This is a genomic window from Vibrio jasicida 090810c, assembly GCF_002887615.1.
GTDB lineage: Bacteria > Pseudomonadota > Gammaproteobacteria > Enterobacterales > Vibrionaceae > Vibrio > Vibrio jasicida.
Genome location: NZ_CP025793.1, coordinates 306,976 through 330,264 on the forward strand (window position 1 = coordinate 306,976; position 23,289 = coordinate 330,264).

Annotated in this window: 23 protein-coding genes; 11 read left to right on the forward strand and 12 right to left on the reverse strand. The window is 46.1% G+C overall.

The features are described from left to right. Positions 1-578: 578 nt before the first annotated feature. On the forward strand, positions 579-1,262 hold the full coding sequence (locus C1S73_RS19020) for a hypothetical protein (protein WP_038871411.1): 684 nt from the start codon (positions 579-581) through the stop codon (positions 1,260-1,262). A gap of 466 nt (positions 1,263-1,728) precedes the next feature. On the opposite strand, the gene ahpF is transcribed toward C1S73_RS19020, so the two are convergent. From ahpF to ohrR, 3 genes are all read right to left on the reverse strand, one after another. After that, positions 1,729-3,297 (reverse strand): alkyl hydroperoxide reductase subunit F, encoded by a 1,569-nt coding sequence (ahpF, locus tag C1S73_RS19025; RefSeq protein ID WP_038871409.1) that lies wholly within the window; start codon positions 3,295-3,297, stop codon positions 1,729-1,731. Between the two features lie 335 nt (positions 3,298-3,632). Continuing rightward, the gene (gene ahpC, locus C1S73_RS19030) at positions 3,633-4,190 is read right to left on the reverse strand and encodes an alkyl hydroperoxide reductase subunit C (RefSeq protein WP_005374632.1); all 558 of its coding nucleotides are present in this window, start codon (positions 4,188-4,190) and stop codon (positions 3,633-3,635) included. Between the two features lie 305 nt (positions 4,191-4,495). Further along, complete coding sequence (ohrR, locus tag C1S73_RS19035; protein WP_038871408.1) at positions 4,496-4,954, reverse strand: transcriptional regulator OhrR; 459 nt, start codon at positions 4,952-4,954, stop codon at positions 4,496-4,498. A 137-nt stretch (positions 4,955-5,091) separates the two neighbouring features. Between ohrR and ohr the strand changes: the two genes are divergently transcribed. The 3 genes from ohr (at position 5,092) to C1S73_RS19050 (ending at position 6,370) form a co-directional block, all read left to right on the forward strand. Further along, positions 5,092-5,514, forward strand: coding sequence for an organic hydroperoxide reductase Ohr (gene ohr / locus C1S73_RS19040; protein ID WP_005374640.1), 423 nt, complete (start codon positions 5,092-5,094; stop codon positions 5,512-5,514). Positions 5,515-5,778: 264 nt separating this feature from the next. Then, a complete protein-coding gene (locus tag C1S73_RS19045; RefSeq protein WP_005383516.1) occupies positions 5,779-6,021 on the forward strand; it encodes a type II toxin-antitoxin system Phd/YefM family antitoxin in 243 nt (80 codons plus the stop codon). A gap of 13 nt (positions 6,022-6,034) precedes the next feature. Beyond that, positions 6,035-6,370 carry a type II toxin-antitoxin system RelE/ParE family toxin gene (locus C1S73_RS19050; protein WP_038868848.1) on the forward strand — a complete coding sequence of 112 codons (336 nt, stop codon included), beginning with the start codon at positions 6,035-6,037 and terminating at the stop codon, positions 6,368-6,370. Between the two features lie 53 nt (positions 6,371-6,423). Here C1S73_RS19050 and C1S73_RS19055 read toward each other — a convergent pair whose 3' ends face one another. Continuing rightward, positions 6,424-7,521: a YdcF family protein gene (locus C1S73_RS19055; protein WP_038868849.1), complete on the reverse strand. Its 1,098-nt coding sequence runs from the start codon at positions 7,519-7,521 to the stop codon at positions 6,424-6,426. A gap of 299 nt (positions 7,522-7,820) precedes the next feature. Beyond that, positions 7,821-8,720: an AraC family transcriptional regulator gene (locus tag C1S73_RS19060; RefSeq protein ID WP_020195560.1), complete on the reverse strand. Its 900-nt coding sequence runs from the start codon at positions 8,718-8,720 to the stop codon at positions 7,821-7,823. A 184-nt stretch (positions 8,721-8,904) separates the two neighbouring features. On the opposite strand from C1S73_RS19060, the gene C1S73_RS19065 reads away from it, so the two are divergent. Beyond that, on the forward strand, positions 8,905-9,768 hold the full coding sequence (locus C1S73_RS19065; RefSeq protein ID WP_038868850.1) for a helix-turn-helix domain-containing protein: 864 nt from the start codon (positions 8,905-8,907) through the stop codon (positions 9,766-9,768). Positions 9,769-9,859: 91 nt separating this feature from the next. Next, positions 9,860-10,447: a GNAT family N-acetyltransferase gene (locus tag C1S73_RS19070; protein ID WP_038868851.1), complete on the forward strand. Its 588-nt coding sequence runs from the start codon at positions 9,860-9,862 to the stop codon at positions 10,445-10,447. Between the two features lie 111 nt (positions 10,448-10,558). Here C1S73_RS19070 and C1S73_RS19075 read toward each other — a convergent pair whose 3' ends face one another. The 7 genes from C1S73_RS19075 to C1S73_RS19105 all read right to left on the reverse strand — a co-directional run bounded on the left by C1S73_RS19075 (position 10,559) and on the right by C1S73_RS19105 (position 18,067). Then, positions 10,559-10,825 carry a DUF2999 family protein gene (locus tag C1S73_RS19075; protein WP_004746427.1) on the reverse strand — a complete coding sequence of 89 codons (267 nt, stop codon included), beginning with the start codon at positions 10,823-10,825 and terminating at the stop codon, positions 10,559-10,561. A gap of 66 nt (positions 10,826-10,891) precedes the next feature. After that, positions 10,892-12,244: an MATE family efflux transporter gene (locus C1S73_RS19080; protein WP_038868852.1), complete on the reverse strand. Its 1,353-nt coding sequence runs from the start codon at positions 12,242-12,244 to the stop codon at positions 10,892-10,894. Between the two features lie 86 nt (positions 12,245-12,330). Next, complete coding sequence (locus tag C1S73_RS19085; protein WP_081634769.1) at positions 12,331-13,182, reverse strand: helix-turn-helix domain-containing protein; 852 nt, start codon at positions 13,180-13,182, stop codon at positions 12,331-12,333. A gap of 82 nt (positions 13,183-13,264) precedes the next feature. After that, positions 13,265-14,374, reverse strand: a complete 1,110-nt coding sequence (locus C1S73_RS19090) for a lipocalin-like domain-containing protein (RefSeq protein ID WP_038868853.1) — start codon at positions 14,372-14,374, stop codon at positions 13,265-13,267. Further along, positions 14,374-16,899 (reverse strand): ABC transporter permease, encoded by a 2,526-nt coding sequence (locus tag C1S73_RS19095; protein WP_038868855.1) that lies wholly within the window; start codon positions 16,897-16,899, stop codon positions 14,374-14,376. The genes C1S73_RS19090 and C1S73_RS19095 overlap by 1 nt, the downstream gene beginning before the upstream one ends. After that, positions 16,886-17,596, reverse strand: coding sequence for an ABC transporter ATP-binding protein (locus C1S73_RS19100; protein WP_038868858.1), 711 nt, complete (start codon positions 17,594-17,596; stop codon positions 16,886-16,888). Before C1S73_RS19100 ends, C1S73_RS19095 begins: the two co-directional genes overlap by 14 nt. A 225-nt stretch (positions 17,597-17,821) precedes the next feature. Then, positions 17,822-18,067, reverse strand: coding sequence for a DUF3297 family protein (locus tag C1S73_RS19105; protein WP_005374689.1), 246 nt, complete (start codon positions 18,065-18,067; stop codon positions 17,822-17,824). A 234-nt stretch (positions 18,068-18,301) separates the two neighbouring features. On the opposite strand from C1S73_RS19105, the gene agaR (C1S73_RS19110) reads away from it, so the two are divergent. The 5 genes from agaR (C1S73_RS19110) (at position 18,302) to agaV (ending at position 23,287) form a co-directional block, all read left to right on the forward strand. After that, complete coding sequence (gene agaR, locus C1S73_RS19110; RefSeq protein WP_038868859.1) at positions 18,302-19,072, forward strand: transcriptional repressor AgaR; 771 nt, start codon at positions 18,302-18,304, stop codon at positions 19,070-19,072. A 469-nt stretch (positions 19,073-19,541) separates the two neighbouring features. Beyond that, positions 19,542-20,318, forward strand: a complete 777-nt coding sequence (gene agaR, locus C1S73_RS19115; RefSeq protein ID WP_005448941.1) for a transcriptional repressor AgaR — start codon at positions 19,542-19,544, stop codon at positions 20,316-20,318. A gap of 8 nt (positions 20,319-20,326) precedes the next feature. Beyond that, positions 20,327-21,637 (forward strand): D-tagatose-bisphosphate aldolase, class II, non-catalytic subunit, encoded by a 1,311-nt coding sequence (locus C1S73_RS19120; protein ID WP_038868861.1) that lies wholly within the window; start codon positions 20,327-20,329, stop codon positions 21,635-21,637. Then, entirely contained in the window at positions 21,634-22,791 is a 1,158-nt protein-coding gene (locus C1S73_RS19125) for an SIS domain-containing protein (protein WP_005448944.1), read from the forward strand. The genes C1S73_RS19120 and C1S73_RS19125 overlap by 4 nt, the downstream gene beginning before the upstream one ends. Before the next feature lie 22 nt (positions 22,792-22,813). Then, positions 22,814-23,287: a PTS N-acetylgalactosamine transporter subunit IIB gene (agaV, locus tag C1S73_RS19130; RefSeq protein WP_005448946.1), complete on the forward strand. Its 474-nt coding sequence runs from the start codon at positions 22,814-22,816 to the stop codon at positions 23,285-23,287. Positions 23,288-23,289 lie beyond the last annotated feature (2 nt).

Below are 23,289 nucleotides of genomic sequence, written 5' to 3' on the forward strand. Positions count from 1 at the left end.
ACTCCCCCTTTTCTCGACTTGAGTTGCTACGCATTTGGATGTGGTTATCAAGGGGGAGAGTGTTCTTTGCTGCTGTGAGAACAGTGCTTTCCCAGCGTCATTCTGAAGCAGCCTAAGCGATTATTCAGAATCTACTTTCAGCGCGTTATGATGCTGGCGTTGTGAATTGAATTATCCGCGAATGCAGAACCAGTCCCTCCCCTTAGAACTCGGTGCATTGAGATCTTCGGAGTTTGATACAAGGGGAGGTTAGGTGGGGTTGTTGGTTTGATGCTGAATGTTGGGTTATGTGCTTGCAACCCCCTCCAACTCCCCCTTTTCTTGACATGGTTTGCCAAGCATTTGAATGCGGTTCTCAAGGGGGAGGGTTTTCTTTTCTGCGGTGAGCTCAGTGCTTTCCCATCGTCATTCTGAAGGAGCCAAAGCGATTACTTAGAGTCTGCTTGAAGCGTACTGTGACACTGGTGTTTAGATGTTTTGATTAATTGAAACATTTGACGGAACTTAATTTGACCTAATTTGGAATTCGCGTGTACTTTGATGAGTAATAGGAAAATTGAAGTAAAGGGTGAACGTAATTGTTTGACGAAGAACAGAAAAAAGCAGTTATGCGAGCATACACTTTTGCGCATGGGGTTGGAAAAGAACACATTCGATATCTAGAAAAAAATAGATCAAGCAATGCACTAGCAATGTTAGAAGAGCTGAGATCAGAACATACGCCAGAAGAGTTGAAAAAGTGCGTTTTGGACTTGGCGATTGAATATCATTACTGGAAAGCCCCCTCGTCCAACTACGGTCTGATTCCCCATTTGGAAGATATAGAAACTGAATTAAGAAGTCTGATAGCGAAGTTTGAGTCATTAAAAAATACGGCTCCAAACATCTTTGATGAGATTGCTTATCTGATGCATTCACCATATGTACGGAGTGGTGAATTTAAAACCAATACGTTTACGTACTATGACCCTCAGATAGAGTTAAACCATCTAACTCGGGCTGTAAGTATCACTAAGAGTGACGTACAGAAAAAAGGACGGGCAGCCAAAAAAAGAGGCTTTTATTGGAAGCTAATTGAACGAGTATGGCAGCAGATAACATACCAGTCCCCGCAAAGCGGTCAAAGCAGTGGATTTATTAAGTTCTCTGAGATGGTTTTCAACTCAGGTAAAAGTTCTGAAGATAGTTTTGAAAGTGCTGAAGCCCTGAGTAAGGATTATCGAAGGTACCTAGAGGTAAAACGCTTAAAGGAAAACATCTAAGTTGCTTGGACAAAAAAGGTAAAATTATGACTTCTCTGTCCAGAACAATTAGTTCTTGTTGCGCATAATGTCCTTACAAACAATGTAATGGAGGAGTTTATTGTGCTTCTAGAAATTCGAACAAAAACAGTGTGTATAAAATTTTCTTGGAAGACACTAAGCGTGGTTGTTATAGCTGGGTTATGTATGTACTTGGATCTACCGTTACCTTGGCAATATCCCTAGCTAAAAATACTAGGTTTATGAAGATATCTCAGTCTCTAAACGGCAGTAATCCAGTATCATAGAGTCAAGAAAGACTCCCCCAAAACCAAAAAAGCCAGCAGTTAATACCTGCTGGCAAAGTCTTTGGGCTTCTAGGTTTTTTGATTTTATTTCTTGTTACTCATCGCTGTCACGGTGCCCCGATTGGTTTTCCGGGGAAGAAAACACAGCACCGTGCGCTTTGTGCTCAAGAAATTGGAGATTAGCCTTGCTTACGGATTAGGTAGTCAAATGCGCCTAAGCTTGCTTTTGCACCTTCACCCATCGCAATGATGATCTGTTTGTAAGGAACGGTTGTTGCGTCACCCGCTGCGAAGACACCTTCTAGGCTAGTATCGCCACGGCTACCGACTTCAATTTCGCCGCGCTCAGATAGGGCTACTTCTGAATCTTTTAGCCATTCTGTGTTCGGTACTAGACCGATTTGAACAAAGATACCTGACAGTTCAATCTCTTTGATTTCGTCTGTGTTGCGGTCTTTGTACTTCAAGCTTGTTACGCGAGTACCGTCACCCACTACTTCTGTTGTTTGCGCCATCGTGATGATGTCTACGTTTGGTAGTGAGTTCGCTTTGTCGATAAGCACTTGGTCTGCACGAAGTACGTCTGCGAATTCAAGAACCGTTACGTGTTCTACGATACCTGCAAGGTCGATAGCTGCTTCGATGCCTGAGTTACCACCGCCGATAACCGCAGTTTTCTTACCTTTGAACAGTGGGCCGTCACAGTGTGGGCAGTACGCGACACCTTTGTTGCGGTACTCTTGCTCACCTGGAACGCTCATTTCACGCCAGCGTGCACCTGGGCTTAGGATGACACTCTTACTCTTCAGCGTTGCGCCACTTTCGAGTTGGATGTGAATCAAACCGTCTTCTGTGTGTGCTGCGCCCATTAGCTTCTCAGCTTGTTGCTCAGTCACGACGTCTACATCGTATTCTTTTAGGTGTTCTGCTAGATCAGTTGCCAGTTTTGGACCTTCAGTACGTTTTACCGAAATAAAGTTCTCAATTGCCATGGTGTCCATAACCTGACCACCAAAACGTTTAGCAACCACACCAGTGCGAATACCTTTACGAGCAGCGTATAGTGCAGCTGCGCTACCACCAGGGCCACCGCCGACAACAAGTACGTCGTATGGGTCTTTTTCGCTCAGTGCTTTCGCCGCTTTCTCGCTTGCGCCGTCATCCACTTTGTTTAGGATTTCAGTCAGAGACATACGTCCTTGACCGAATAGCTCACCGTTCACGAATACACTTGGTACTGCCATGATGTCGCGTTGTTTCACTTCATCTTGGAACAAACCACCGTCGATCATGGTTGCTTTTACTTTCGGGTTGACCGCCGCCATCATGTTGAACGCTTGAACTACGTCCGGACAGTTTTGACACGACAGTGAAATGAAGATTTCTACGTCTAGATCTTTGTCTAGTGCTGCGATTTGCTCAATCACTTCTGGTTCTAGTTTGATTGGGTGACCGCCAGAGTGAAGCAGTGCCAATACTAGAGAGGTAAATTCGTGACCCATTGGCAAGCCTGCAAAGCGTAGTGCAGTGCCTTTTGCTGGGTTAGTTACCGCCATCACTGGTTTACGTGCGCTTGCATTGTCGTCACGTTCAACAGTGATTAGGTCGCTCATCTCTGCGATTTGGTTCGCTAGAGACAAAATGTCATTCGATGCTTTGCTTTCATCTAGACTAACCACTAAACGAACTTCTTCTTTTACATTAGCCAGATATTGTTTGAGTTGTTGTTGGATCGCTTGGTCTAACATAGTTGTTACTACCTTAATTAAATAGTTACCAATCAAAACAAGTATTTGTTCATTCTTGCTAGCCAAAATCGTTGATAACTGCGTTATAGATTTTGTAGTTAGGGGAACTAGCTATCGAAAATCTATGCCTGGTTCTAAACGATTTTTTCTACGCAATTACTGCACACCTACTTATTCAGATAGGTAATAAAAAGTGGTTACTGTAGATAAAACCTGAGGGGGAGAGAGCAAATCAGGCAGAAGGTCGTCAAGGTATCTAACCTGAAGTGCTCTCTCATTCAGTTCTAATCAGAAAAAGGAAATCGGGAACTGATTAGAACTTAAATTTCAGTGGCTTAGATTTTGCCAACTAGGTCTAGTGATGGAGCTAGTGTCTCTTCACCTTCTTTCCATTTAGCTGGGCAAACTTCGCCTGGGTGTGCTGCTACGTATTGAGCTGCTTTCACTTTGCGTAGTAGGTCTTCTGCGTCACGACCGATACCTTCAGCAGTGATTTCCATTGCTTGGATAGTACCTTCTGGGTCGATTAGGAACGTAGCGCGGTCTGCAAGACCTTGACCTTCACGCATCACACCGAAGTTGTTTGTGATGTTGCCTGTTTGGTCGCCAAGCATGTAGTACTGAATCTTACCGATTGTGTCTGAGCTGTCGTGCCATGCTTTGTGAGTGAAGTGTGTGTCAGTTGATACGGAGTAAACTTCTACGCCACGTTTTTGTAGCTCTTCGTAGTGGTCTGCTAGGTCGCCCAGTTCTGTTGGACATACAAACGTAAAGTCTGCTGGGTAGAAGAAGAATACTGCCCATTTACCTAGAACGTCTTGTTCTGTTACTTCAACGAATTCGCCGTTTTTGTACGCTGTAGCTGCAAATGGTTTGATTTGAGTATTAATCATAATTTACTTTCCTTTGAATGTTTTAAGCTGAGCTGTTGTTGCTTTCGGAAAGTATATTCTCATCGGAGTGTGTTTAAGGAAAATCGCTTGTAACTATCCTATTGATAGTCATTTCCTATTTCACTTGATAGGGAAATCCGATGTAAGTGAGTTTGCTTTGATAGGTTTTATTGAAGATGAAGGCGGATTAGCAATAGAGAATACCGATGATTACTTTGAGTAGATCTTCTAGCTAAGATCGAAAGAGCCTGCATCTCGGCAGGCTCTTTCTAATAGGAAGTGAGGAAGCGGATGCTTCTATTTTGTTAGCTCAGATTGTCGAGCACTTTGCCACACAACTTCTTCAGCATGATCATTTCATCCAGCTCTAATGTGATTTTGCACATCATGGCGTTTGGCACCGACTTGGCTTGTTCTCTGAGATCACGACCTTGCTCGGTGAGGTTGAGTACGCGAACGCGCTCATCGGTTTCACTGCGACCACGCTCTACATAGCCTTTTGCTTCTAAGCGTTTAAGCAGCGGCGTGAGTGTGCCTGAATCCAAATGCAGTTGAGACCCCAATTCTTTCACACTGGCACCGTCTTTCTCCCACAGCACCATCATCACTAAGTACTGCGAATAAGTCAGGTCAAGCTCGTCCAGCAACGGGCGGTAAGCTCGGATCACTGCATTTGCTGCGCTGTAGAGCGGGAAGCAAACTTGGTTTTCGAGTAAGAGTTTATCGTCGTCGGTCATGGTGTTGTCGGTGTAACACTGGCTCATTGGCGTTGCCTACCTGCTCACAGAGAAAGAGAGTCATAAAATAAATTGTGCACAATATAGTTGCAAACGATCTTTACTTCGATATAAGATTGCAAGCAATTAAATTGTGCACAACTTAAATTAAGAAGGACACTCGCATGACTACTCTATACAAAACTCAAGCTACCGCTTTGGCTGGTCGTAATGGTCAAGTAAAAACTGATGACGGTCTTCTCGATCTAGAGCTGTCATACCCGAAGGAAATGGGCGGCACAGGTGCAGCGACTAACCCAGAACAGCTTTTTGCAGCGGGCTATTCTGCATGTTTTTCTAACGCGATTCTGCACGTAGCGCGTGAAGGTAAAGTAAACCTGAAAAGTGCACCCGTAACAGCGGAAGTGGGCATCGGTCCTAACGATAACGGCGGCTTTGCACTGACAGTGAGCCTAGCGGTAGAGCTAGACATGCCACAAGAACAAGCGCTAGAACTAACGCGCATCGCACACCAAGTTTGCCCATACTCAAACGCAGTTCGTGGCAACATTGATGTGGCAGTAACGGTAAACGGCGAAGCGATTTAAGCGGTTCTTATCACTGCACAAAGACAAGAAAGCCTGCAAGTACGCAGGCTTTTTCTATATTTGAAGTAGGAGTCTAAATTTAAACTTAATTTGGTTTGTTCGAAATGCACAGGTATAGTTGGAAAGATTAGGTCAGAATCTAAACGAAAAATAGAATGTGATTAGCACTTTCTATTGATTCAAATATTTCGGTCAAACCTGCAGTATAGCTCGGCTGGGTTCGCTTGTTGTTACACCAGCGAGGTTGCCGATAGGAGTCATGTGATGAGCACTGAAACGGTAAGTTATCTAAAAAAGAATGCTGCGAAGCTTGAACTGGATGAACCAATGACGATTACGCAAAATGGTAAGCCTATTTATGTCGTTGAGTCTTATGAAGAACGTCAGAAGCGTGATGAAGCCATTGCTTTAATGAAGTTTGTTAGCTTTGCTCAAAATGATGTTGCGAATGAACGTGTAAAGTCATCAGAAGATATGAAGAGCACGTTAGCAGCACTCAAAGATTGAGTTTGATACGAGCATGGAAGCAAAAGTTTTTTATACACAAACCTTTGAAAATACGGCTATTCAGAGTATTAACTATTTATCGAACTGGAGCGCTCGCAACGATGTGATTGATAGATTAATTGCGGTTCAGCAGAAGTTTGAACACAACGTTTTGAATAACCCGTCTATCTATCCCCCTTGTTATGAACTGACAACAATCGGTGTTTACGACATACGGCAATTTAGCTTTGATGGATTCAAACTGCTTTACCGAATTGGTGACAAAAATACTATCTATGCTCTAGTGATTCTGAGTGACAAACAAAACCTACAAAACGCATTGATTGATCACTGCATCATGTTCAAATGATTCTATGAGAGACCGCATTAACGCGGTCTCTTTTGCTTTCTGGCTCTGGTGTATTAACGCGACTCGAGCGGGTAAGATCGGTAGCTCCACATGCCGTAAGTACGCAGAGCATCGCGGTAGATACCAAGCAGTTCGCTATCGCTGGCTTTGGCTAAGTCTTTAAGTGGTTTGTCTGGGTAGCTCACTGTGTCGAAAGTGATGCCTTGCGGGCCAGTTTGCCAACTTGCGATTTCAAACAAGGTTTGACCACGGCGCACGTGGCTCGCGGAACTGATGATGGTCGCGTGTTTGATGTTATGACGCGCCAACGCGTAGCTGCTGAATAGGGCGTTACCTACCGTGCTGGTGGCGTAGTTTTCTTCAATGATGCGATCTTTGCTGATGCCTTTTTCGATCAGCCAATCTGCCATTAATTTGCCTTCGGTTTTGTGGTTCTTCGGTACACCACCCGTCAATACGATCAACGCGTCTGGGTTTGCTTTCGCCATTGCTAGCGTGGTTTCCAAACGCTCAACCAAGATTTGATGCATTGAACCATCTGGGTTCAGCGCGTATCCCAATGTAACGATTGCGCCTTTGTCATCCAGTTTGCCTTTGTCGGCTTTCTCTTTTAGTGGCGTGGCAAGTACGCGGTCTACGGTGTCGAAGATGCGTTGGATGTCTGCGGCTTTACCTGCATTGAGCTTAGTGAGCGTCGCCATGTGTTTCGCTGATTCCGCTTGGTTGCCCTCAAAGCGTTGCCATACCGCTAAGTAAGCGTGCAAATCCACATCGTCTGGTGCGACAGCAAGGGCTTGTTCAAACAGTTTAATCGCGCGGTCTGCATTCTTGTTGTAGATCTGCGCATTTGCCGCAGAAATCAGTAGGTCAGTGCGGTACGGCTCAAGTTTGTATGCTTCTAGTAAGCGGTCGGTAACAATCTCCATGTTGCTCGGCATTTTGGCGGTAAAACCCGCATGCGAGATACGCGCAGGGGATTTGAATGCTTGTACCGCGTCGTTGAGAAGTTGGTCGACAACCTGACGTTTAGTGACGATTTGTGAGTAATCGGCGGAAGATTGGACGGCAGCATCGTTAGCCGCGATAGAGTATGGGGCAGCAGTCAGCGCAATCACGCTACCAAGAGCAATGGCAAGTAAGTTCTTCTTCATGGAATGTCCTAGAGGTGCAGTAGTACCTAGTTTTTATTGTGCCTAGCGTTGTAGGTCGAACGGGGTCGATGGAGTTTTTTTCAGTCTAGGTTCGCTTCATGAATAATCTGTGAAATGAATCCCAACTCAGCCGAGCGAATGAACGCGCGTGGTCAAAACGCGAAGTAGGATCACGAAAACACTGAGGTATTCGTTCGTATTCTAAGTAATTGGATTAAAAGATAAACAGCGTTTGGAACAGCGAATTTAAACAACCAGAGTAAGAAATGAAAAAGCCTGCAACGATGCAGGCTTTTGGTTTATTTGATGGCAGTGCAGAAGCTAACGTCTGCATGGTGCGTTTGTGGGTCGAAGCTGTGGTAAAGCTCGAAGCAAGGGCGGTCGTCGTTCTCAATACCGGATTCAATTACCTTGCTCATGACATCATCCCACGCTTTTGAGTATTGGCTCGGGTCAGTAATGTGCTGGCGCATCACAGCATATTGACCGCCGGGGAAGTCTTGCAGCTCAATGCCTTTCGGAACTTCCGTGTCTTCTGGCACCATGAGACAGATGTCAGTACGGCACTTCTCGTCTGGCGTGATTTCAGGATTGTCATGGTAGATGAAGATGCAGGTATTGCCCGCCAAACCTTTCATTCCTGCCCATTGATACAGGCGACCTGATGGCTCTTCATAGCCTTGGCCGTAAGGGCCGTTTACGCGAATGTAAGCCAGTTTTGCTTTTTCAAAGTTTTGCGTTTCCATTGTCGTGCTCCATTTGGTGAGTTCAGAGCCAGTATATGAATCGCTTGGTGTTACTTCGTTTCCATTCTTGCGCAACGTGTGTCCAATCTTGCTGTTTCGTGCTAATTCAGAAAACTGCTGGTAGTTTTCGCAGTCACGAAAGGCTGTAGGTGTGACGCCATAATGTTGTTTAAAGGCTTTGGCTAAGCTCTGTGAGCTAGAAAATCCGTACTCTAGGGCAATGTTTAATACCGGTTGCTTGGATTTGAATAAGTCATCGGCGGCGGCTTCTAGACGCAAACGTCGAATGAAGTCGGCCAGTGTTTCGCCTTGCACGGCTTTGAAGGTGCGATGAAAGTGATAAGGGGAAAGGTTCGCCAGCGCGGCCACTTCTGGCAGGTTGAGTGGTTCATTAAAGTGTTGTTCTAAATAACGAATCACAGGAACCAGTCGTTGGTGGTAGTCGACGCGCATCGGGGTATTTCCTTGTTCTGTTCAGCTTGTTTTCTCTGCTCAAAGCCTACCGCAATCCAACAAGCTTGCAAGGGAGCAGGGTGAGAAATGCGTGGCGAGATGAGCGTCAATCAGTCACACTCAACGAGCAGATGTTTAAGCAAAAACGTTGCGCTCATTATCTTTACTAACCGCTAGGACAATCATGATAGCTTGGAAACAGTCTCTGCCAGAGTACGAATGGCTCATTCATCAAGTTTGGTACTTGGAAGTGCCAAAGGGTGAAGTCATTGACCCCAAGCCGCACCTTATTCCAAACCCGCGTGCTCATTTACTCTTTACGCCACCAGAGCAAGGCTACAGCTATGACACGGGAGACACAAAGTTTGTTGGCAAAGGCTGCCACTTATTAACGGCTAACGAACATTTGCTGTTGTTGGAAGATACGGCTCCCATCAAGCGTATTGGTATCACCTTTCGTCCAGAGGGTTTGTATGCCATTGAATCGCGGTTTAGTGATGCATCCCGAGTTAGCGTAATTAACCAATGCGAATGGTTTGATTGGCTTAACGTGGCGTTTGATGAGCGCTTTCAACAGGGCCTATGGCAGTTAGAGTTGCAGGATTCACCGCAATGTTTGCTGGACTATATCAAACAACATTTAGATGCGTTAGATATCGAACCTTGCCGTACCAAATCGTTTTTAGCATCGCAAAAAGCAGTGTCCGTGATGGATGCTCAAGCGCTACGCTCACCTGAGTTAGCGATGGATATTGATGAGATAGCCAAACAGTGCGCCTGTTCTCGAAGAACGCTTGAGCGCAGTTTCAAGCAGGTGGTGGGGTTGAGCGTTAAGCAGTATCAACAAATGGCACGTCTGGAGCAGATGATTTTGACCCTCTACAAGCAACAAGAAACGATTGATTGGGCGAGCTTCTCACAGCAATTTGGTTTTAGTGACCAATCGCATTTGATTCGAACCCTCAAACAGCAGCTAAGAAAAACGCCAAGCAAGTACTTGAAAAAGCGTGACTTAACCATCGATATCTATGGCGACTTTGAGTCGTAATACATTGCTAATCAGCCCGAAAGTTGTCGCAAAAATCCAATTTTTCTCTTATCCGCTGGGCTACTATTTTCCGCAGATAACGAGGTAACACATGTCATATCAAAAACTAAAACAAGGCGAAGCCATTTCATTTAATGAATCGTTGACTATCCAACTGATTCAAGGCTCTGATCTACAAGATATTATCGAGATGCTGAACGACGATAAGGTCAATCAGTATCTGTTCTTCGCACCTGCTGACAACAGCCTGTATGAAGGTTTCTTTGGCCCTATTATTGAAAATACGGCACAAGCGATCAAAGACGGTGTTTGGCCAGACAGTCCAACGTTCGTGATTCGCGACCAACAAGGTCAGTACATGGGAATGTGTGCAGTGACCGCAGTGATGTTCTTAACTGGCAACTACGAAGTGGGTTATCAGTTACCTACTTGCGCATGGGGCAAAGGCGTTGCGACTCGCGCTTGCCAAATGATGACCGAGATTGGATTTACTGAGCTAAACGCCCATAAAGTCAGTGCCGATTGCTACGCTTCTAATGCTGGCTCTTACAAGACGTTAGAGAAAAATGGTTTTACTCAGGAAGGCCTTCAGAAAGACTACTATAAACGAGAGCAAGGCTTTGACGATAAACTTTACTACGGTATGACCGCAGAGCAATTCGCGTCTTTAAATCGCTGATTATTAGCCGACAAAAAAGTAGCTAAAAACAAAGTAGTGAACAAAAAAGGCCGTTAACCCACATGCTCGGGTTAACGGCCTTTTCTATATTCAGCGCTAAATGGCTAAGACTTAGTTGCCTTGGTTTTGGCTTTGAAGCTTCTCTTTTGCTTCTTCAACCTTTGAGAAATCCAATCCCAACTCATCTACGGCTTCTTTGATTAGCGCAGGGTTTTGCATCACTTGCGCCATCAGCATTTGTAGCTTGTCTTGTGGCAAACCTAGTTGGCTGATTGTTGCCATTGCCGCTAGAGGGTTTTGCGTCAGAGTCTGAAAAATCTCGTTGATTTGCTCATCGCTGATGTTGTTCTCTTTTAGCAGCGCAATAATCGGGTTCATCGCATTTCCTTTTAATCACAGAATGAAATAGAACCCGAGTTTATCATTTGGCTGAGCTTGGTTGAACTAGGAACTGCTTGCCAAGGAAGTTGTTAGTTCCATTGCGCGTTTTCGGTAGTTGAATAACATGCTCAAACTGATCACCGCAGTGAGCGTTTCTGCAAATACTATGCTCGCCCAAATGCCGTCTTGCGGGAAGAACTTAGGCAGTAGCAATACACCTAGCGCGACAAACACAAACCCTCGGCATAAGGAAATGAGCGTCGCTTGTTTTGGTTTGGCAATGGCTTGGAACAGGTTGGCAATCACCATGTTTAACCCCATCAAAGGGACGCCGAAGAAGTAGAACGTCAGTGCGCTTGCGGCGATAGGGATCAAGTCATTTGCGTTACCCAAGTAAATCGAGGCAATCAGTGGCGCTGACAGCCAGATACCTAAAAGAAAGACTGTGCCACTACCCATGGCTGCTTTCATCCCCAATTTTAGAATCTCGTCAATGCGTTCTGGTCGCCCTGCGCCGTGGTTAAAGCTGATGATTGGCTGACAAGCTTGCGCTATACCGACCATCACAAACAGAGCGAATACACCGACATTGGTGGTTAAGCCATAGGCAATGATGTGGCTTTCACCGAATTGGCTGAGCAATACGTAGTTGAACAACACGATGGTCATCGCGGATGTGACTTCGATAAAGAAAGTCGGAGTACCGATGCTTAAGATTTCTTTAGTCTTGCTTAAGCCGATGCCTTTCAGGCTGAATTCTAGTGAGCCTTTCTTACGCACGAAATGAGCCAACAAAATCAGTGCGATGAACGCTTGAGCAATGGCCGTACCATAAGCTGCGCCTTTCATCCCCATGTTCATCTCAATGATAAATAGGTAATCAAAAGCGAGGTTGGTAATGGCACCAATCGACATGGCATAGGTTGCCAATTTGGGGTTGGTGTCGTTACGCACAAAGCAAGACAACACCCAAGCCAGCGAGTAAAGAACAAAGAAGGGCAGCAGCACGATCAGGTAATCATGAGCAAGCTGAGCCAAGTTGCCTGAAGCGCCCATCAAGGCAATCAATTCATCCAACCAAATGAGAGCGAGCGTCACCGTGATAGTGGATAACAGAGTGGTAATCAACATGGATTGACTGAACCACATCTGGCTGGATTCCGTGTTGCCTTTGCCTATTTCTATCGACATTTTGGCAGCACCACCAATGCCAACCATCATGGCGATGGCAGTAAAAATAGAAAAAGGTGGAATCACCAAGGCAATAGCACCAAGCCCATCGGGCCCGACGCCTAAACCGATAAATAACGCATCACCCATGATGAACAGTGATTTAATCACCATTCCAGTTAGCGCTGGCCATAGATACTGATAAAAGGATTTTGAAATGGGATCAGTTTTTAGATTGATAGCCATGGATTAGAAAAATACCCGAATGTGGTGGATTTATGTTCGGGTATTATCAGTACATTCAAGCGTAGCGAAAAGGGATTATCCGCCCATTATATTGCACTATCTAAACATCGGAGACGAAACTCCGCTGGTGTTTCTCCCTTTTGCTTCCGATAAAAGCGGCTGAAATACGCAGGGTCATCAAAGCCCAATTCAAACGCTATGGTCTTGACGGTTTTCGTCGAAAACACCAGTTCTCGATTGGCTTCTAATATGATTCGATCATGAATCAGTTGCGTGACCGTCTTGCCTCTGGCGGCTTTCACTAACTCGTTTAGACGTTTGCTGGTGAGAGCTAAGGCATCGGAGTAGAACTGGCATTTCTTTTGTTCGCGATAATGCAGTTCGATTAATTCGGTCAACTGCACGATGCGAGCGTCTTTCTGTTCACCTTTTTGAGACGGTGTTTTAGCAAAGCGTAATGCATAGCGTAGAAAGCTGTTGATGAGTGATTCGACAAGGTCCCAGTCACAATCCTCTCTTTCACACTCTTCCTTGATTAGGGTGTAAATCGATTCTAGGTAGGGAAAACCCTCTTCGCTGCAATCGAGGTACGGCGGTCGATCAATCGTAGAAAATACGCTATTCACCAACTGCGTGCTGCGTGGATTGGTTTCAGCAAAGCCGGGACGGAATATCAACATACGAATGTTTTTGCCCATGAACTCGGAATGGTGAACCTGCCCTGGTGATATGGTAAATAAGCGACCAAGGCGGTTTTGGTATTCGACGAAATCGATGCTCTGCGTTCCGCTATTATCTAAGCACCAGACAATTTCCCAGTACTCGTGACGATGCGGTTCGATGTATGGGTCTTCTTGGATGTCCGAAAATTCAAGCGCTCGACACGGCTCACCTAAAATGAGTCGCACTTGTCGGATTGGCGAAATCATATTGCTCATGAGGGCATTCAACAGCTCTTGGGGATGAGGATTTCATCATTATGAATCGAATAACCAAGATTGTGCACGGAAATTTTTGTGCTCAGTAGCCAGTGAGTTCCATATAACCAGTCCCGGAATGAGAGCCATCAATACGCACTGGACCTTCCCAATAAGGCACCGAAAGTGGCATTTTCGAGTTCGGATTGAGGGCAGAAACGGTTAGCTCGATTTGCTGATTAGGAATCGACACTTGCCACTCGGTTGGATACTTTCGCCCTTGGATTTCAGTTTGCTTAGTCGCCTCTAACTGAATGTCTTTTTGTGAGATAGCGATGCCAGAGCCGTCTTGCTGCATCAGCCTTGCACTGGAGTAACTGGCTGCTCCGGTTTTGGAATCCCGCAATTGGAACACCACCAAGCTTGTCTTGTCACTCAATCTTAGGGCAAACCAGTCCCAGCCTTGTTGTGAGTCGAGTAAGAATTGCGAGCTCCACTCTCGGTCTATCCAACCTTTGCCGGATACTTGATGGGTTTCGCCGTCGATCGTGACTTCACCGGAGACTTCAATAAACGGTTGGCTGTAATAATACGAAGCCACCTGACCATCGGCACTTTTGGTGCTGTACCCTTGCTCGCCTTGCTTTTGATAAGGTGCGCTGCTGGTAAGCATCAGCGAATAGCCAAACTGTTCGGAGTTCGCCTTCAAAGTGGCAGGGAAGAGGTCGTTGGTTGAAGAGACCCACTGCCAATCATCGAGATAAACTCGAAATGGTGAAGTGTCGACGCCGGCTAGAGAGGCTTGATCGCGCGACCATTTTTCATCGGCGTAGTGTTTGTCCGCGGTCGTGACTGCGCTGTGCGCTGTGTAGATTTGTTGCGTTTGCCACTCGGTTTTCTTCACGTCATCTTCGCCCGTTGGCGGCGCAGCAGCAAAGCGAAATTGTGTCCACTGGACGCCAAGTGGGTTGCCATATTCATCAATTAAGTTAGCGGTTAAGTACCACCATTCATGACGAAAATCCGGGTGTGCTTGATGATCGGTAGGAAAGGTGAGTTCAACCCCTTTTTCTACGGGTGTGAATAGGTTGCTCTCGCTTTGCGTATCTCCACTGCCCAGTAAAGTGCCCATATTTTGTTGTTGGGGATCTTCACAACCGAACAGGAACAGACTGCTCATGAATAGAGTAAGTGTGCTTGCTAACCGAACCATCACAACACCTCGCTTTGCAAACTGGATACGACAGGCTTGCTGACCAATCGCCACAGCGGAATCAAGGTTGCAATCACCGCCACCAAGATGGTGATCGCCGCAATACTGAGGGCATCACTCCAATTCCACAGATAATTTAAGCTCCAACCAAAAGCGCGCAAGGTGACGATGTCTGTCAGCACGTAACCCACCATCGCACCGAGGGGCAGGGCGATAACCAGAGTAAAACTGACCAAAACGACGATCTGTCCGACCACCATGGTCATTAATTTACGACGACTAACGCCAAGTGCATACAGCCTTGCAATGGCGGCTTTGCGCGCGTCGAGTAACATAAAACAAGCACTGAACAAACCAATCACTGCGACCATCAACGTCACGCCGTTGAGCGCGCGCGTAATGGCGAAGGTCTGCGAGAAAATATCCAACGCGATGGATTTGATTTGCGCCTGATCGTAGAGCTGACTTGGATGCAGATTCAATTGCTCGCGCAGTTGCTCGTAGACGATTTGTGGGTCTCCTGATACTTTAATGCCAAGGCTTGTCGGTAGGTCGGTAAACCCGCTCTCTTTCCATAACTTTGGTGCCAATAACACTTCACCGTTGGGTGAGCCGTAATCATGGAATATCGCACCCACAAGCAGGTTCTTATTTGGAACAGCATCAAGCGTGAGCTCGCTACCCAGTGATAAACCCAATTTGACCGCGGTTGGTTCACTGATCGCGACTGACTCACCTTGGTAAAAACGCTGCCAGAAGTTCTCCAAATGCGATTTGAACACCATGGTTTGCTCTAAGGTGTATTTGTCTTTGGTACCAAGCAAAATCGGTAAGCCTTGCAGGTTATCGTCGACATAGTATTGCTTGTAGACGGTCTCAACCTTGTCGAACTGTCCTAATGCGCGCTCTACATCTGCGATTTCCCCTTGGGCAGGGCTGACGTAAATATCGGCGTGCAACCTTTGTTCTAACCACTGTTTAAGGGTGGATTCAAAGCTACCAACTAGGGTGTTCATCCCCATATTGGCAGTAACGGCGAGTAGCAGTGCCATCATGGCGAGAGAAAGCGGAGAAATCAGCTCGCGCAACTCAGCAAACAGATACTGCATCAAACCGGAAGTGGTGCGCTTCCCACACCAATTGGCTAGTACGCTGAGTGTTTTGGGTAGGTACAAAGGAATCGACACTACAAGCACGCCAAGCCACGCCATGGTGAAGCGGTGATGCTCACTCAGCCATAACCCTGCGAGTGCGAGAGTCGTCAACGCAGCACCTATCACGAACAATTGGTTTTCGTTAGAGGCTTCAGGTGCTTGATAAAATCCACCATGAGAGGAGAGCGGTTGGCGCACTCGCTGTTTAAAGTGCTGCCAACATGCCAATAGGGTTGCGGCTAACGTGAGCAGCAATGCTTGTGCCCACCATTGCCACTGCCAAGTGCCGGGCAGCAGTGTCGCGCCATAAAGTTGTTCTAGAGTCAGTGCCACGGTCGGATGTAACCAGTGGCTAAGCTGCATGCCCAATACAAAACCGAGGGAGGCGCCGGTGGTAACGAGAAGAGTGAGTTCAACTAACAGCGCAGAGAACACAATGCTAGGCGCGACACCCGCCTGTTGAATTTGCACTAACAGCCGATTGCGTTTAAGCAAGCTGTACTTGACGCCGTTGTAGGCAATGAACAGTCCGACTAAAAAGGCGAGTAAGCTCATTGCGGTGAGATTGAGGTGAAAGCTGTCGGTCAGCGAGCCAAGGTCTGTACTTTGATTATTGGAAATCCATTGCCCTTGATCGCCAATCAGCTTCTGCCATTTTGCTTGCGTGTCTTTATTCCCTTTATCACCCGAGTGGAAAACCGCAATGTAACTGAGCTGACCTTGTTTATTGAGCAGTTGCTGGGCAAAACCAATGTCCATCAACATTCGGCTACCTAACTGCCATTCGTCAGGTAGCACCACCACTTGGGTTGGAATGTCGTCCAGAGTTAGCGTTTCTACCTCTCCTAGGTTTTGATGTTGAGATTGGCTCATCATCACGATTGGCTTGCCAGCTAAAAGCTCAGGTAAAGGTAAAGCACTGTCGAACAAAGACACGTTTTGTTGGTTTTCTGATGACTTTCCGTTTGTAGAATACCGAGAACGCGAAGAGATAGCGGCAATCAACTCGCTACCTTGCACTGACCAGCGACGCCCTTGTTCGTCTCTCACTCGCCCTTCGATTACAGGCAGCGCTGCACTGAGCCCGTTTTGTCTAAGGGTGAAATAGAGCGATTCAGGCAGATAGTTTTGCCCTGCTGGTGGAATAATTAAGTTCTGAGCTTGTGCGCTAAGCTGCTCGGTAGACTCTGCATAACTGCGCTTGGCATTGAGGTTGATGGCTTGCACCGCAACAAACAAGGTTACAGCCAACACGATACCGATCAGAATTGCGGCGGCCTGCAGTGGCGCCTGCCGATAGTGCGCTACAAACAGATTCAGGGCGAGTCGAGTATGCGTGAATCTGGTGTTTGGTTGCTTAGCTTGCTTCATGGCGAAGCTCATGTTTGTTTACTTGATGATTGTTCTGTAGCTGACTATTATCCAATCGCAGCCGTATTTTCATAAACTCAGCGCAGTCAGGACTGTGGGTGACTAACAGCACTGCCGTATTGCCTTGGGTGGTGATTTCACTGAGTAGCTTCATCACTTCTAACCCCGCTTTTTGGTCGAGGTTACCTGTGGGTTCATCGGCGAGCAGTAATTTGGGCTTGTGAGCCAATGCGCGTGCGATAGCGACTCGTTGTTGTTGACCGCCAGAAAGGGCAGAAACATGTCTGTCGAGAAGTTGGCTGATCCCTAGAGTCTCGACCAAGTAATCGCACCAGTCGTTCCATTTGTGTTGATTCAAATGCAGAGGGAAGGCGATGTTCTGCTGCACGTTGAGCGGTGTTAATAGGTTGAATTGCTGGAAGATAACACCGAGTTTTTGGTGGCGAAATCGGCTCCATTGTGGGTCTTTCCAAGCCGCCGTGTTATCGCCGTCTAGCCACAACTCACCATCGGAAAGTGGCTCAAAGCCAGCAATGACATTGAGTAGGGTACTTTTACCGCTACCACTGGCGCCCGTCAGCGCAACACTCGCTCCTGTGTTCAACGTGAAGTCGACCCCTTCCAGCACGCGATGTGTCTCTTTGCCATCAACAAAGCTTTTGCTGGCGTGTTTGAGTGTGACAAGTGGGCTTTCCATTTCCTCTCCTTGTGTTCAAAGGTGTCGTTTCTTTTGGCAATGGTTATTACAGTAAGTTCTATAGAAACTTTAGACAACAATAAGATAAAAACAGCGATTTACATCGATTTCTTAATAACTTGTACTGAAAAGAAGAGGGATTAGATTAAACGAGGAGGGGATATGGCAGGCATTAAAAAAGCCCGAGTTAGACTCGAGCTTTCAAATACATTCAGCGTGGTCAGCTTACACGTAGTACGCTTCAACTTCGCCTTTAAGCTTGATTAGCATTGGGTTACCGAAACGGTCTTTTGCTTTAGGAGATGCAATTTTTACCCAACCTTCGCTGATGCAGTATTCTTCTACGTCAGTACGCTCTTGGCCGTTGATACGAATACCGATTTGGTGCTCGAAGCATTCTTTGATGAAGAATGGGCTACGTGGGTTACCCGCTAGGCGATCTGGTAGAGCTGGTTTAGCTGTATCTGTCATGTTTGTGACCTTGAAGTCATTAAAAAAAGTGCGCCATTGTAGTCAGTGCAAGGCGAGTGTTCAAGAAATGTTGATGTGAGTTTGAAGCACATAACACTCACAGCCATGCTATCGTCTTTTTTGGCGTGAATACGCTCTCGATTTCAATTTGATAGCATTAAAGAAAGGTTGCATTATAAACAGATATGAGTACCTATCATTACATCTATAGCTTATTATCGGTGATCAACTTTTATGAAATTAAACGCATCATTAAGGCGCAAAGAGATTTTGCGGTTCATCCAGAACGCCCAGCGAGGTGAAGTGAGTGACTTTGCCAAGCAATATGATGTGTCAGAAGTGACCATTCGAAATGACCTCAACTATCTAGAGAAACAAGGCTGCGTCAAACGTTGTTATGGCGGAGCACTGTTGAATAATCAATTTGCGTTTGAACGTCCTCTCAATGATAAAAAGCAGCTCAACAGTAATATCAAGGCGAAGCTCGGAGAGTATGCTGCCTCGTTGATTGCGGACGGCGATAAAATCATTCTCGACTCTGGTTCAACCACAGAGCAAATTGCTTATCACTTGAAAGGTAAGAATGATCTTGTCGTTATGACTAATGGCATTAACATCGCCTATCATCTTGCCAATCAAAGTAATGTCTCTGTTATGGTCACTGGAGGCACCATGCGTGAGAATTCTTATTCCGTCCACGGTTTGAGTGGTGAGGACTTCCTCGCAGGCTATCGCTTTAACAAGCTCTTTTTAGGTGTGGATGGCTTTGACAAATCCACTGGCGTCACGACTCCTCATCAGGGTGAGGCTGACATTAATCGAAGAATGCTTGACGCGGCACAAGTCGTTATTGCCGTAACCGACTCATCAAAGTTTTCTCGTCAGAGTTTTTGCCTTATTGCCCGACCAGAGCAACTTGATATGCTCATTACTGACAGTGGTATCCCGTCCGATTACTTTGAACATCTCACTTCAATGGGCGTTGATGTACGTATTGTTGATTAGTGATTAGTGATTAGTGATTAGTGATTAGTGATTAGTGATATTGGTTTTTCTATCAATATCGTGAAGACTATTTCTGATCGACTTAAACCTTTGTGCAACTTCAGCATCAAAAAAAACGCCTTCTAGCGACTTCATCGACCTTCAAAAAAATAACCGATATTGCATTTTGTGATCTTGCGCAGGCTGTAGTTCGAAACGACAGCTGTTAACTCTATTTCATCCTACCTTTCACTTTCTTTGTATCGAAAGTGAGTTTTTATGCGCCCCTTTGTGATTACTTTCAATTTAATAACGAAAGGAAAGCCTTTCGTTTTTCATGAAGTGAAAGGTTTTTTGGGGTAAAAACGAAAGAAAAATGACTGTGATCTAGCTTTCACTTTTCCTAACTTCGCCCTGTTTTAATACCAACGAAAAGAAAATCGAAACATTTCTAACGGAAAGCGAAATGGAACGAAAGGAGAGTTGGTGAATGAACAGTGCAGAACGAAGACAGCAAATCATGGCTCATATTTGTCGTCATGGTTCAGGAAAAGTGGACGACTTTGTCGAGCATTACAATGTATCGGCTGTCACCATTCGCCACGACCTGAATCTTCTAGAAAAAGAAGGCTGTGTTTTTCGCTGTTATGGTGGCGCAACACTCAACCCTAACTTTGCCTTTGACCAACCGCTCTACCGCAAAGATCAACTTAATCGCAGTGCGAAACAAGCGATAGCACAGGCTGCAGCGAGCCTTATTCAAGATGGTGAAGCGATCATTTTGGATTCCGGAACCACGATAGGTCTTATGCCACAGTACTTGGTCAATAAACAGCAATTGGTTGTGATGACCAATGCCCTCAATACCGCCTACCAACTTAGCAAGATGGAAAACGTTGAGTTACATGTGGTTGGAGGTAGCCTGCGTCGCGCTTCTTGTTCACTGATAGGTAACCATGGTGAACAGCAAATTCGATCTTACCTTTTTGACAAGCTGTTTTTGGGCGTGGATGGATTCGACCTGCTTGCTGGCGTGACTACGCCAGACAATCAAGAAGCTCAGGTGAATCGCGCCATGTGTGAGGTTGCTCGCCAAGTCATTGCTGTCACCGATTCAAGCAAATTTGGTCGCAAAAGCTTTTGCATGATCCGAGCTGCAAGCCAGATCGACGTCTTGGTCACTGATCGCAACATTCCCCATAACACGCACCAATCCCTTATTGAACTTGGCGTAGATGTCGTCATTGCGGATCAAATCGTTAACTAGGAATCAAAATGAAAGCGTTACTTTCCCTAATCGAGCAACACAAACAAGGTCAGCTTACCGGTATTTATGCTGTGTGTTCTGCTCACCCCTTAGTACTTGAAGCTGCGATAAAGCAGGCTGCGCAAAATGAGCAATTGGTTTTGATTGAGGCAACGTCAAATCAAGTTAATCAGTTTGGTGGCTACACCGGAATGACGCCACAAGATTTCGCGAGCCACGTATTTGATTTGGCAGAGCGGGTTAATTTTCCTGCTGAGAACGTGGTATTGGGTGGCGATCATCTCGGTCCTAACTGTTGGCAGCACTTGCCAGCAAGCCAAGCAATGGAATATTCAATGCAAATGATTCGAGACTATGTTTGCGCGGGCTTTAAGAAGATTCATCTCGATTGTTCAATGCCTTGTGCCGATGACGAGGTTCCGCTGAGTGAAGAGCTAATGGCGCAGCGCGCTGCCCAGTTATGTTTGGTGGCAGAGCAAGCATGGAAAACAGTCGGTGGTGAAGCGCCAGTGTATGTGGTTGGCACGGAAGTTCCAACGCCAGGAGGTGCTCTTGAGTCGCTTGAAGAAGAAGGTATTCAAGTGACGAAAGCGGAAGAAGCATTGGCAACGCTAAATGCTCATCATCAAACGGTCAGTGATATGGGGCTTAGCTATGTTTGGCCTCGTGTGATTGGTTTAGTGGTGCAACCAGGAGTGGAATTTGATCACCACTCAGTACATCACTACCACAGTGCGGCAGCGCGATCGTTAAGCAATATGATCGACAGCCAACCAAATCTGGTCTTCGAAGCGCATTCTACGGATTACCAAAACCCAGAGGCATATCACCAACTGATTCGCGATCATTTTGCGATTCTCAAAGTCGGTCCAGCTCTCACATTTGCTTTGCGTGAAGCCTTGTATGGTCTGGATTCTGCGGAGAAAGAGTGGTTAGGCGCTCATCATGCTTCTCACTTACGCGAAACCATAGAACAAGTGATGAGAGAGCAACCTAATTATTGGCGTTCTCACTACTCCAGCAAAGGGCATCAACAATATCTCGATTGCAGCTACAGCTTGAGTGATCGCATCCGTTACTACTGGAATCATCCAGAGGTTAAAGCGGCGCAGCAAGCTCTGTTTGACAACTTAGCTGCTCACCCTCTGCCAATCACAATCCTTAGCCAATATTTACCCAACCAAGCTAAGGCAATTTCTCAACATCAAATTCAAAATCAACCTGCTGAGATTGTCGTGCACAAGATAATGGAAGTGACACAAGTCTATTCCGAAGCCTGTTACGCCAATTCAGTGGCTAGCAAGGAGACGACCAAATGAGTTCAGTTTTAGGCTATGAGTTGCCATGGTTAGAACAACGTAATGGTGTTCATACGGCTCAAGAAATCAGTCATCAACCTCAGTTATGGCGAGCACTTTCTACCATTTTAGAAGAGCAGTATGAGGCAATCCGCGATTTTCTAACGCCTCTGCTTGAGCAGCCAGACCTACGCATTATTTTGACTGGTGCGGGCACATCTGCATTTGTCGGCGATGCGGCAGCACCATTTATTCAAGAGGGGCTGAGATTTCAAGTTGAGTCCATCCCAACCACGGATTTAGTGTCAAACCCGGAACAGTATCTGGACCCAAGTCGTCCGACGTTGGTCGTTTCTTACGCCCGCTCTGGTAATAGCCCGGAAAGTGTTGCTGCTGTTGCTCTTGTCGATCAGCTTGTTCCTCATTGTCATCACTTGTTCTTGACGTGTAACCGTGACGGGGAACTCTCTCATTACGCTCGAACTGCACAAAATGCTTGCTGCGTGATCATGCCTGAAGGCTCAAATGATAAGAGCTTTGCGATGACATCGAGCTTCAGTTGTATGTTGATGTCTACGCTGACGTTATTTGGTGGTCAATCTCCAAAACAATGGCATGAACAAATTGAAGTGGTAGCAGCACTTTGCGAAGCCAAGTTAGAGCAATGGGAGTCTGCTATTAAGGCGCTCGCCAGCCAGCCTTATGAGCGTTTAATCGTAATCGGTAGCGGTGGTTTTGCTGGGCTTGCCCGTGAAGCATCACTCAAATCGCTTGAGCTAAGTGCAGGTAAAGTGATGACGGCTTTCGACTCATCTCTTGGCTTCCGCCATGGTCCTAAATTCACCATTAACGATAAAGCGGTCGTGATCCAGTTGTTATCAAGTGACGCTTATACCCGTGGGTACGATTTGGATTTATTCAATGAGATCCGCCGCGACAAACAAGCATTAGCTCATATTGCTCTCACAGAACTGTCTCTCAACGAAGACGATGTTTTTGAATTTGGGAGATTGGATTTGGGCGATCAGTGGCTGTGCTTCCCATTCATTCTCTTCTGCCAAATGTTGGCATTTGAAAAATCACTTCAACTGGGATTTGGACCGGACAATCCGTGCCCAACCGGTGAAGTCAATCGTGTGGTGCAAGGTGTCACCATCTACCCATTCAACAAGTAACGGATTCGAAAAGGAATAGACCATGCCAAATATCGTGTTAAGTCGTATTGATGAGCGCCTCGTCCATGGCCAAGTGGGTGTGCAATGGGTAGGTTTTGCGGATGCCAACATTATTGTCGTTGTGAACGATGAGGTAGCAGAAGACACCATTCAACAGAACTTAATGGAGATGGTGCTAGCAGATGGCATCGCAATCCGATTTTGGACGGTGAAAAAGACCATCGACACCATCCATAAAGCGGCTGAACGCCAACGAATTCTAATGGTTTGTCGCACACCAAAAGATTTCCGCCAATTGGTGGAAGGCGGTGTGCCAATTAGCAATATCAACGTCGGAAACATGCACTACGTTGAGGGAAAAAAGCAAATTGCCAAGACGGTTTCAGTCGGAACTGAAGACGTTGCGGAGTTTGAAAAATTAAAAGCACTAGGGGTGAAATGCACGATCCAAGGGGTGCCAACTGAAAGTGCGACTGACCTCTTTACTCTTATCTAACA

Bases quoted from the DNA above. Each gene is read 5' to 3' on its own strand.
- C1S73_RS19050 (WP_038868848.1), top strand. From the start codon at position 6,035: ATGGAAGCAAAAGTTTTTTATACACAAACCTTTGAAAATACGGCTATT.
- C1S73_RS19085 (WP_081634769.1), bottom strand. From the start codon at position 13,182: ATGAGCAATATGATTTCGCCAATCCGACAAGTGCGACTCATTTTAGGT.
- C1S73_RS19060 (WP_020195560.1), bottom strand. From the start codon at position 8,720: ATGCGCGTCGACTACCACCAACGACTGGTTCCTGTGATTCGTTATTTA.
- agaR (WP_005448941.1), top strand. From the start codon at position 19,542: ATGAACAGTGCAGAACGAAGACAGCAAATCATGGCTCATATTTGTCGT.
- C1S73_RS19125 (WP_005448944.1), top strand. From the start codon at position 21,634: ATGAGTTCAGTTTTAGGCTATGAGTTGCCATGGTTAGAACAACGTAAT.
- agaV (WP_005448946.1), top strand. From the start codon at position 22,814: ATGCCAAATATCGTGTTAAGTCGTATTGATGAGCGCCTCGTCCATGGC.
- ahpF (WP_038871409.1), bottom strand. From the start codon at position 3,297: ATGTTAGACCAAGCGATCCAACAACAACTCAAACAATATCTGGCTAAT.
- C1S73_RS19120 (WP_038868861.1), top strand. From the start codon at position 20,327: ATGAAAGCGTTACTTTCCCTAATCGAGCAACACAAACAAGGTCAGCTT.
- C1S73_RS19090 (WP_038868853.1), bottom strand. From the start codon at position 14,374: ATGGTTCGGTTAGCAAGCACACTTACTCTATTCATGAGCAGTCTGTTC.
- C1S73_RS19095 (WP_038868855.1), bottom strand. From the start codon at position 16,899: ATGAAGCAAGCTAAGCAACCAAACACCAGATTCACGCATACTCGACTC.
- C1S73_RS19045 (WP_005383516.1), top strand. From the start codon at position 5,779: ATGAGCACTGAAACGGTAAGTTATCTAAAAAAGAATGCTGCGAAGCTT.
- C1S73_RS19080 (WP_038868852.1), bottom strand. From the start codon at position 12,244: ATGGCTATCAATCTAAAAACTGATCCCATTTCAAAATCCTTTTATCAG.
- C1S73_RS19075 (WP_004746427.1), bottom strand. From the start codon at position 10,825: ATGAACCCGATTATTGCGCTGCTAAAAGAGAACAACATCAGCGATGAG.
- C1S73_RS19100 (WP_038868858.1), bottom strand. From the start codon at position 17,596: ATGGAAAGCCCACTTGTCACACTCAAACACGCCAGCAAAAGCTTTGTT.
- C1S73_RS19065 (WP_038868850.1), top strand. From the start codon at position 8,905: ATGATAGCTTGGAAACAGTCTCTGCCAGAGTACGAATGGCTCATTCAT.
- C1S73_RS19055 (WP_038868849.1), bottom strand. From the start codon at position 7,521: ATGAAGAAGAACTTACTTGCCATTGCTCTTGGTAGCGTGATTGCGCTG.
- C1S73_RS19105 (WP_005374689.1), bottom strand. From the start codon at position 18,067: ATGACAGATACAGCTAAACCAGCTCTACCAGATCGCCTAGCGGGTAAC.
- agaR (WP_038868859.1), top strand. From the start codon at position 18,302: ATGAAATTAAACGCATCATTAAGGCGCAAAGAGATTTTGCGGTTCATC.
- C1S73_RS19070 (WP_038868851.1), top strand. From the start codon at position 9,860: ATGTCATATCAAAAACTAAAACAAGGCGAAGCCATTTCATTTAATGAA.
- ahpC (WP_005374632.1), bottom strand. From the start codon at position 4,190: ATGATTAATACTCAAATCAAACCATTTGCAGCTACAGCGTACAAAAAC.
- ohr (WP_005374640.1), top strand. From the start codon at position 5,092: ATGACTACTCTATACAAAACTCAAGCTACCGCTTTGGCTGGTCGTAAT.
- ohrR (WP_038871408.1), bottom strand. From the start codon at position 4,954: ATGAGCCAGTGTTACACCGACAACACCATGACCGACGACGATAAACTC.